The 7,350-nt window shown below is 48.8% G+C and carries 6 protein-coding genes and 1 pseudogene; 3 read left to right on the plus strand and 4 right to left on the minus strand.

Going from position 1 to position 7,350, the window contains the following annotated elements; all coding sequences use genetic code 11:
* The first annotated feature begins 682 nt into the window (after positions 1–682).
* Positions 683–1,972, plus strand: coding sequence for a Calx-beta domain-containing protein (locus tag ACFPYJ_RS23030; RefSeq protein ID WP_379190579.1), 1,290 nt, complete (start codon positions 683–685; stop codon positions 1,970–1,972).
* A gap of 259 nt (positions 1,973–2,231) precedes the next feature.
* On the opposite strand, the gene ACFPYJ_RS23035 is transcribed toward ACFPYJ_RS23030, so the two are convergent.
* From ACFPYJ_RS23035 to ACFPYJ_RS23050, 4 genes and pseudogenes are all read right to left on the minus strand, one after another.
* Complete coding sequence (locus ACFPYJ_RS23035) at positions 2,232–2,648, minus strand: GlcG/HbpS family heme-binding protein (protein WP_379190575.1); 417 nt, start codon at positions 2,646–2,648, stop codon at positions 2,232–2,234.
* A 24-nt stretch (positions 2,649–2,672) separates the two neighbouring features.
* Complete coding sequence (locus ACFPYJ_RS23040) at positions 2,673–3,839, minus strand: iron-containing alcohol dehydrogenase (RefSeq protein ID WP_379190576.1); 1,167 nt, start codon at positions 3,837–3,839, stop codon at positions 2,673–2,675.
* Positions 3,840–3,964: 125 nt separating this feature from the next.
* The gene (locus tag ACFPYJ_RS23045) at positions 3,965–4,933 is read right to left on the minus strand and encodes a 2-keto-3-deoxygluconate permease (protein WP_379190577.1); all 969 of its coding nucleotides are present in this window, start codon (positions 4,931–4,933) and stop codon (positions 3,965–3,967) included.
* Positions 4,934–5,315: 382 nt separating this feature from the next.
* A pseudogene (locus ACFPYJ_RS23050) lies at positions 5,316–5,483 on the minus strand (IS5/IS1182 family transposase); the annotation flags it as partial.
* A 17-nt stretch (positions 5,484–5,500) separates the two neighbouring features.
* Between ACFPYJ_RS23050 and ACFPYJ_RS23055 the strand changes: the two are divergent.
* Both ACFPYJ_RS23055 and ACFPYJ_RS23060 read left to right on the plus strand, forming a co-directional pair.
* The gene (locus ACFPYJ_RS23055; RefSeq protein WP_379190580.1) at positions 5,501–5,725 is read left to right on the plus strand and encodes a hypothetical protein; all 225 of its coding nucleotides are present in this window, start codon (positions 5,501–5,503) and stop codon (positions 5,723–5,725) included.
* Positions 5,726–6,173: 448 nt separating this feature from the next.
* On the plus strand, positions 6,174–7,217 hold the full coding sequence (locus tag ACFPYJ_RS23060) for a hypothetical protein (protein WP_379190578.1): 1,044 nt from the start codon (positions 6,174–6,176) through the stop codon (positions 7,215–7,217).
* Positions 7,218–7,350: the final 133 nt, after the last annotated feature.

Here is a 7,350-nt window from a genome sequence, read left to right on the forward strand (position 1 = left end):
CCTCCCGCAGGTTATGTTGTCCTGCGTTCTTAGGTACTACCACCCTCTCCGACTCCCTTCCCGCCGCTCACCACTTCACCCTCCGGGCTTATAGGTTCAAGCTTTACGACGCTGTCGTGCGAGGTAGGGTCTCCCTAGTTCCAGACACAGCTGTTACTACATGCTGTTCCCCATACACCGGAGGATTCTTCCGCGCTGCTTTTCCAAGTTCTTCACGCGTTCCATGGGCCTTCACCGTGCAACACGGGGTTCGGCTCCCTCTTGTCCCTTTCGGGTTGTATATGACGATGCGGCAGGATTCACTTTATGTTACAGCCTGCAGTTTTGCTTCACCCTGATTGGGGTTTTTCACAGGGCTTCATCCTTAGGATCTCGCCACCAGATGCCTGCTAGCTACGAGGCGGCTTGGTCCCTACCTCGGTTGGACTTTCACCAACTAGTTGTGCCTAGCTTTGCTAGGCGCACTGTTACGCTATCCTGCCCGTGGGAGTTGGATCCCGAGATGGCTGCTGATTTACCGGCAGCCTGTTGATTTTTGAGCCATCTTGGTGAAAATTTAGATTCTATAAAATGATTGACTTAAAATGGAAAAATAGATTATATTATCCTCGTTGATACGTTTTGTATCTGGTTTGAGTTCCGGTTATAGACCAAAAATTGTACAAGGGTGGTGATCGGTGTGATGTTTCAGCATTTATGTTATCGTTTCAGGAAAAGCCTGGCCCGGGTGCTCTCGGCAGTCATACTGTTGGCGCTTCTCGCGCCGGCCATCGGACAGGCTGCCTTCGCGGCTTCTCCGGTCGAGTTGGGTTTTGTTGCCGCAAGCCAGAAAGTGTCCGAAAGCAGTTTGAAAAATGTGAAGGTAAGACGGACTGGAGGGGCGGACCTTGTTTTCGGTGCTTCGAAGACGGAAGTAACCATCCGAGACAACGGCCGCGGCGGTATCCTTAGTTTCGATACGCCAACCTACTTCGCGCTGGAAGAGTCGGGGCCGATTCATATGAAGGTGCTTCGGACCAATGGATTTGAAGGCATTGTGACGGTTCACTATTCGCTCATACCCGTTACCGCAACACCAGGCGAGGATTATATCGACCAGTCGGGAACGCTGACCTTTAACTCTTATCAGAAAACGTTCGATATCGATATTATCGATGACAACGTACCGGAAGGCCCGGAAACCTTTATTCTGAAGCTTTCCGATCCGACGGGAGGAGCGAAGCTCGGAACGCTCTCCGAGCGCCTGATTACGATTTACGACAAAGATAATGTGAGCATGAGCAAACCGCCCGGTTCCCTGCAGCTGCAGCCAAGCCGGACCATAAATGAAGCTGACGGGACAATCAGCCTTGAGGTATCGCGTGTGTACGGCAACAGTGGCACCGTAACGGTCGATTATGCGACTAGCAACGGGACGGCAGCCGCAGGAAGCGACTTCGAATTTGTATCAGGCACCTTAACCTTTGCCTCTGGAGAGTCGAGCAAGACGATAACGGTTCCGATCCTGAACGAAAATAACGAGGAAGGCGACGAGCGGTTTACCGTCACGCTGAGCAATCCGACCGGCGGTGCGAAATTGACCGACGGCGCTTCCGCAACAGTCATCACGATTAAGAGCAACGATCATTACGGCAAGCTTTATTTCGATACTCCCACCTATTACACGCTTGAAGAGTCGGGGTCCATCCATATGAAAGTTCTAAGGCAAGGCGGATTTGACGGCCCTGTAACGGTCCATTATTCGATTATTCCGATAACGGCTACGCCGGGCGAGGATTATACGGATGTGTCAGGCACGCTGACTTTTTCAGACGGCGATAGCTCGAGAACGTTTGATATCGAAATTTCGGATGACGACATACCGGAAGGCGCTGAATCTTTTATATTGAAGCTATCGGTTCCCGAAGAGGGAGCTAAGCTCGGAACGCCCTCACAGCGCGTGATTACGATCTACGACAAAGATGCACTGTAATTGTCAAATACCATCAAATAGTCGTTCTGACCACGGGTTTAATCCGGCTTCCGGTCGTAAAACGTCAAGCTCCGCCGCTGCGGGGCTTGACGTTTTAATTATGAAGAACGGGCAGGATAGTTTATCACAAGTGAGGCGAAATATTTGGTCAGTAAGGAATAATGAAAGAACCTGTCAATAATGACAGGCTCGAAGCTTTTTCACATTTAGAGTGATATACGGAGAAGTCTACCATAAGTAACGGTAATAATTCAGGTTGTCAGTTTACTTGTTCTTCGGAGACAATGCCGGCTATATATTCAGTGATGCTATGATCCTCGTTGACGGCAAGACCGCTAACTCCTACGCACCCGATGATTTCTCCGGATCTATTCTTCAGCAGGTTTCCACCGGGCAAAGCTGTCAATCCGGGATCGCAGAAATAACTGATTTCAAGATGTTCCCGTTGAATTCTTTCAAACAAAGAGTCCGTTGATACACCCATACGAGCGGCCGTATAGGCCTTTTGTTGGGAGATTTGGACGCTTCGCTGCGGCATGCCGTCCATTCGGTCAAATGTCAGCACCGAACCCGTTTCATCTCCGATGGTGATGCTGATCGGTCTGCCGAAGTCTTTGGTCGCTTTTTCCTTCCCCAATTCAATCAGTTTCCTTGCGAGGTCTAGTGTAAGTTGCATTAGTGCGAACCTCCATAAATGATTTTAAGGTAGCAATTTTCGATAAATTTCTTGAACGTCCTCGATACTGACCGCTTTTGGGTTGTTGTTCAAAAGTCGAGTTACATTCATCGCAGATTTGCTTATGTCAAGGACGTCATCCTCAGACACGCCGAATGCAGTCAGGTCTTGAGGAATGTTCAGAGTTGTTGTCCACGCGACAATTTGCTCGATGACTCTCCGCGCAGCGTCAACCTCGCTTAAGCTGTTGCTAGCGGAGAGGCCTAATACCGGGAATAATTGGGCGAGTTTCTCACTGATCGCGTCGAAGTTAAATTCCATGACATGTGGTAACAACATGGAGTTAGCGACACCGTGAGGAATGTTGAATTTCCCGCCTAGCGGATATGCAAGGGCATGGACGGCAGCAGTGCCGGCACACGTTAAGGCCATTCCGCCGTACATCGAGCCAAGGAGCATATTTTCGCGGGCTTCGACCGATGATCCATGTTCATACGCCTGGACAATGCCGGCAGAGATCTTGCGCATGGACTCAAGGGCAAACATGTCGCTTAGCGGGTTAGCCTTGTTTGAAATGAATGATTCAATGGAATGGGTAAAGGCATCCATTCCTGTCGCCGCTGTCACAGCTGGCGGGAGTTCAAGAGTTAAAATAGGATCAACAATAACGAGCTGGGGAAAGAGATACAGGCTGATAATCCCGACTTTAAGTTCTTCTTCCGGTACGGTGACAATTGCGTTTGGCGTTACTTCGGAACCAGTTCCAGATGTGGTGGGTATGAGTACGGTTCGGACGCCCGGCTTCTTAACCAAATTGGTCCCAAGGAGTTCGGAGACAGGGACGCAGTTTGTCCTTAACACGGACAGAATTTTTGCTGCATCGAGGACGCTGCCGCCGCCAATCGCAATATAAACGTCAAAATCTTGTGTGGCTAGTTTCTGACCCAGTTCTTCAATGTTTTGAACTGTAGGTTCGTTCATGACGCCTGTCAGTACTTCCGAGGAAATTCCCGCTTTAGACAGCTTTTGAACCATCTCATCGATGTGACCAAGGCGAATGAGGCTTGGCTGAGTGAGAATGAGCGCCGAACGAACTTCTCCCATTTCTTGTAATTGACTCGCAAGCATTTCAATGGAATGTCTGCCCGCGACAATTTTTTTTGCTGATTGAAATTGATACTGAGCTAACAAATTGATCACTCCCTATAAAACAGTCGGCCAAGAATATTGCCCACCCTTAGCATCGTAAATGCACAGGGTGGGCAGGCACAATACGTTTGTAAACTTTGCGAATCACGTAGAACCGTAATCTTCCATTAAGAGCCGCTGGCCGATTCCTTCACTTGATTACGCCGTGCCAACCAAGCGGTCAAAATCGGTACGAGAATAGCCGTGACGATCACGCAAGTCGCGACTTGCGCAGTCGCGGATGCCCCAATTTCTTGATAGCCCGTGTATACGGCAGCAACAGTCATTGGAACGGCCGCCGCATTCCCTGCTGTGGATGCTGCTGCCACGCCGGCAACGCCGTTGCCGCCAGTGAGGCGATCCAATGAATAGAGAACGATGCCCGTGATGGCAACGACCGCAATGCCCAAGATGATGCCAGATGCTCCGGATTTCACGAGGTTGCTGAGGTTAATTCCAAAACCAAGACCGAGGGAGTACATCGGGATGAGAATGTGGATCCCTTTACTGAGAAACTCCCGCATGTCAATATCCAGGTTTCCAAGAATCATACCAATGACCAGCGGCAAGAGAGCAAATACAAATGCTTCCACAGGGAAGCTCGCGAGTCCCGTAACGCCGAGAATCAGCATGGTGAAAAACGGACCGGATTCAAGGGACATGACGGAGTAAGCGGCCACATCTTCTTTCCGTTTTCCGAGCTGTCCAACGAGTGCCATGTACAATCCGCCGTTGGAATCCGAAAAAGCAGCAACAATGGCTAGAGCAGACAAACCTAAGAACAAATGATTTTGATCAGGGGCAAAGTAACGGATGAGCAAGCTGATTACAAGTGTAGTCAAAATCTTACCTGCCCAAAGGGAGACGCCCTTCTTTAAAATGTAACCGGTTGATCGAAATTGCAATGTCGTGCCCAAGCAGATGTAGTAGGCACCGAGCAAAGCCGTCGCACCTGTCATCATTCCGCCTGTAAATGATCCCTTGAAGATCGTATCGTCGGCCAAATTTGGAAACATCGTCCGAAGGATGGCTCCAAGAAATAGCGGAAGGATCATCAAGCCACCAGGAATTCGATCGATTGCAGCCTTAATTTTCACGTTATATCCTCCTTGGTGTATTTTTGCAACACTTAAAACATGTGAGCGCTACATAAAGAATTATGATGGCAATAAACCTCTTTATCAATCGTTAAAATATTGCATTTTGCAACATTTTTTCTGTTTTTCTCCATCGGGTGGCACGATTTGATCCCGAGTCGTAAACAGGTTTTGGAATATTATTGCAAAATAAATCATAAAACTTGTCTGCCCCTTCTTTACTGGCAATCCATAATACCGCTGACGTTTTTCTCCCTGACGGGGGATTTTTTATGTTGAAAGTTTACTTATCATCAGACATTGGAATCGGGTCAGACAGATGCGAAAAAAGAGGGGGATTCTTATCCCCTGGCCACCTTATCCAGGTTCATGTTCTGCACGGTTTGGTCAATCTGTTTTTTCTAACCCATTCCTTGCTGTCTTCCCATACATGGCGGGTTAGGATCTTTCGTTTGTTCCTGGAACGTGTGCATTTCTCCGAATCGGAAGCATATTGACGGTATCCTTGGTGGTCCGTTGTCGTGTATTTCAGCTAGTGATTCGCGGGGCAACCCGATTACGGTCGTGGTGACGGCAGAGGATGGCACGACGAATACGTACTCCGTGACGGTAACGAGAGCAACGTCAAGTGCTGGCGGTGGTAGCGGCAACAGTGGTGGCAATGGAAGCGATAATGGAGTACCGCCTGCACAGATTCCTACGAGAGTACCTTACTTTGAGAGATTCGAACTTTTTGACGTCTCAGTGGTAATACTCCTCCCACCCGAAATGTTTAACTATATTAAACAATAGAATTTATGGGACCGAAAAAAACAAAAAACGCATTGCCAGAAGCCTCTTTCAATCAGCAGCATGCTTTTTCACCAACTAAACATATTGTGCATTTTTTTAAGTTCATTCTATAGTTCACTTGAACACAAAAAAAGGTACCGAGGATGCTTTCCCACGGAAACCTTTTTACCGATGCTTTTGGATTGCTTTTGCTTTATGGATGACTTATCCAACCAAACGACTGGTTGCAATTTTCTAAATGATCATTTTTTACATGATCACTTCGTTTTATTGGAGCAACAATAGAAGCTACTCTTTCATATTTTATAATAGCGCCTCCTAATTTACGGAAATCTCCTACTTCTACTAGAATGTTGAAGTATAATGAAGACGGCTAAAGAAAATAATCGCTAAAGGCAGTTCAAGCAGCGAATCACAATTTATCCGTTCGACTTGGAGGATGATAGCTATGAAGGTAGGATCAGCGCGATCTGCAGCGGCAGAATGGGTCACGCACCATGCAAGCCGGGAGGCTGGGTTTCAGGGGGCTTATTTCAGCGGCTCAACGATAGGGCTGCCCGATGACGCAGAGATGTCGGCGGCTTCCGATATCGACGTTGTAATTGTCATTGCGGATGACGAACCCCCGTTAAAACTTGGGAAGTTCATTTATCGGGATACCCTTGTGGAGGCAACCTATCTGTCGATGAGTCAGCTAGCCTCCGTTGAGGAGGTGCTGACTTCCTATCACCTTGCAGGCAGTTTCCGCGTCAACACGATCATAGCCGATCCCACCGGATATCTGCAGAGCCTTCAAACACAGGTTGCTCGGCAATTTGCTGATCTGGAATGGGTACGCCGCCGCTGCGAGAACGTCCGGCTCAAGATCGAGAACGGACTTCGGGCCATCGACACATCCGCACCTTTGCACGATCTGGTGAATTCATGGCTGTTCCCGACCGGTGTAACTACACATGTCCTCCTGGTAGCAGCTCTTCGCAACCCCACTGTGCGTCTGCGCTATCTTGCGGCGCGCGATGTACTTAAGGAATACGGCCATGACGCTCTCTATCTTGACCTGTTGAAGCTGCTCGGCTGTGCTAATCTTAATCCTCAGCGCGTTGAATATCATCTAAACGCGCTAAGCCGGACATTCGACGCCGCTGCGGCTGCTGCCAAGACGCCTTTCTTCTTCAGCACCGACATTACGGCTGCAGCGCGGCCGGTTGCAATCGACGGAAGCCGTGATCTCATCCAGTCAGGCTGCCATCGCGAAGCGATCTTCTGGATCATTGCGACCTTTGCACGCTGCCACAAGATTCTTGCTGCGGACGCTCCAGCGGACCTGCAGCACTCACTCACTCCAGCCTTTGAAGAAGCTATCGCTGATTTGGGAATTACTTCTGCCGATACCCTCACTCATCGCGCCGAGGAGGTCATCCAATTCCTGCCGAGGCTCTGGGAAACAACGGAGTCCATCCTGTTCTCCAATCCAAGCATCACAGGCAAGTAGGATATTCGTTAATGCTTCCAAACATATGGAGTGTCTCCAGAAGCATGCTTAAATTGTACACACCTGAATCAATTTCATAAATCGGTTTCTCAGTAATCAGACTAACCGAATATTAACGCCTTCATTTTTTTCG

The sequence above is a fragment of the Paenibacillus solisilvae genome (assembly GCF_042656405.1).
GTDB lineage: Bacteria > Bacillota > Bacilli > Paenibacillales > Paenibacillaceae > Paenibacillus_Z > Paenibacillus_Z solisilvae.